This is a genomic window from Pseudomonas sp. BF-RE-25, from assembly GCF_019956105.1.
GTDB lineage: Bacteria > Pseudomonadota > Gammaproteobacteria > Pseudomonadales > Pseudomonadaceae > Aquipseudomonas > Aquipseudomonas migulae.
This window is the reverse complement of sequence record NZ_JAHBDB010000094.1, coordinates 1-2,231: the sequence shown is the minus strand read 5'-3', so window position 1 is coordinate 2,231 and position 2,231 is coordinate 1. Positions and strand designations below refer to the sequence as shown.

The 2,231-nt window shown below is 59.4% G+C and carries 2 protein-coding genes and 1 pseudogene; all 3 read left to right on the top strand.

The features are described from left to right. Positions 1-83, top strand: a pseudogene (locus tag KGB24_RS29560) (glycoside hydrolase family 3 C-terminal domain-containing protein); the annotation flags it as partial. Between the two features lie 37 nt (positions 84-120). After that, positions 121-738, top strand: coding sequence for a TPM domain-containing protein (locus KGB24_RS28510; protein ID WP_008025698.1), 618 nt, complete (start codon positions 121-123; stop codon positions 736-738). 222 nt (positions 739-960) lie between these two features. Further along, the gene (locus KGB24_RS28505; RefSeq protein ID WP_223414058.1) at positions 961-2,175 is read left to right on the top strand and encodes a class I SAM-dependent methyltransferase; all 1,215 of its coding nucleotides are present in this window, start codon (positions 961-963) and stop codon (positions 2,173-2,175) included. Positions 2,176-2,231 lie beyond the last annotated feature (56 nt).

The window sequence follows — 2,231 nt, the reverse complement described above, 5'->3', positions numbered from 1 at the left end:
CGATTCTGGAAACCTGGTTCAGCGGCACCGAAGGCGGCAACGCCATCGCCGACGTTTTGTTCGGCGACTACAACCCGTCGGGCGGCTGGTGATAACAATAATGAACGAGCACTTTAAGACATGGCATTACTGACTGAACACGAACAACGCAAAGTCGCCGAGGCAATCGCCCGGGTCGAGCGCGACACCGACGCCGAGCTGGTGACGGTGCTTGCAGCCCGTGCCGACGACTATGCGTACATCCCGCTGCTATGGGCCAGCCTGCTGGCGCTGGTGGTGCCGGGTGTCGTGCATTATTTGACCGGCTGGCTGACCATGCACAGCCTGCTGCTGGTGCAATGGCTCACCTTCATTGTGCTGTGCCTGGTGTTCCGCATTCCGAAAGTCACCACGCACCTGATCCCACGCTCGGTGCGTCACTGGCGCGCCTCGAACCTGGCGCGCCGGCAGTTCCTGGAGCAAAACCTGCACCACACCGTCGGCAGCACCGGCATGCTGATTTTCGTTTGCGAGGCCGAGCGCTATGTGGAAATCCTGGTGGACGAAGGGATTTCCAAACGGCTGGACAACAAGAACTGGGACGCCATTGTGGCGGCGTTCACCCAGCAGGTGAAACAGGGGCAGACGTTGCAGGGTTTTGTGACGTGCGTGGAAGCGTGCGGTGAGCTGCTCAAGGTGCATGTGCCGGTGACCCACGTGCGCAATGAACTGCCGAACCGGTTGGTGGTTCTAGGCTGACGCATTCCCCTGTAGGAGCGAGCCTGCTCGCGAAAAACGTACAGGCTCCGCGTTGACCCAGACAGCACGCGTCATCGTTGACGACCATCGCGAGCAGGCTCGCTCCCACAGGGGAATGCGTTCACATGCTGAACCGTTCGGGAAATTACCCGTGCCCTCAATCCTTATCCCCCCTAAAATACCCGCCATTCCCGATTCGCTCCGCCCGAGGCCGTTTTTTCCATGTCCGTCACCGCCACTCCCGCCAGCCTCGCGCCGGATCACCATGCCCAGTTCATCGACCTGCTGCAAACCAGCCTCGACGCCAATGCCTTCATCAAACTGGTGCTGGCCAAGTACGTCGGCACCGAAGCGGATCTGCAACGGTTGATCATCAAGCAACTGACGGTCAAAGATCAGCCTTGCCTGTCCTTCGTCTACCGCTACAAAAACCGCGACATCACCAAGAACCTGCCGCTGGCTGAGGGCGTGGCGACCATCGCCGCGTTGCTGCCGGCCTCGTTCAAAAATGCGCATTTGTTATCGCTGACCGACGAAGCCCAGCTCGAATACAGCAAAAAGGGCAAGTCTTCGCTGTTCAAGAGCAAACCTCAGCAATTGCGCGAAGTGCCGTCCGCCGAGCACAACCGCGAGAAAAACCGCTTCCTCGATCTCAGCCGACCGTTCCTCGCCGACCTCGGTGTGACCAACAGCAAGCACGAGCTCATCCCGGCGATGTCGCGCAAGTGGAAGCAGATCAACAAGTTCATCGAAGTCTTCAGCCATGCCCTGACCACCTCGCCGCTGGCGCTGGACAAACCGGTGCGGGTCGCGGACTTCGGTTCGGGCAAGGGCTACCTGACGTTCGCGATCCACGACTATTTGCGCAACACCTTGAACGCCGAAGGCGAAGTGACCGGCGTCGAACTGCGTGAAGAAATGGTCAACCTGTGCAACGCCGCCGCCGCGAAGCTGGAACACCCGGGGCTGGTGTTCAAGTGCGGTGACGTGCGCAGTGTGGCGCCGAGCGAGCTGGACGTGATGATCGCGCTGCATGCCTGCGACATCGCCACTGATTATGCGATCCACACCGGCATTCGTTCCGGCGCGTCGATCATCATGTGCTCGCCGTGCTGCCACAAGCAGATCCGCCTGCAAATCCAGAGCCCGGCGCTGCTCAAGCCGATGCTGCAATACGGTTTGCACCTGGGTCAGCAAGCGGAAATGGTTACCGACAGTTTGCGTGCGTTGTTTCTTGAAGCCTGCGGTTACGAAACCAAGGTCTTCGAGTTCATCTCACTGGACCACACCAACAAGAACAAGATGATCCTGGCGGTCAAGCGCGCCGAGCCGGTGGACCCGGCGCAGTTGTTGGTGAAAATTCAGGAGCTGAAGGATTTCTACCACATCACCGAACATTGCCTGGAAACCCTGCTGCGCGCTGACAAATACCTCTGAAACACCTTGTAGGAGCCGGCTTTCCGGCGATGGCGATTTCACAGACGCCTTCGCCG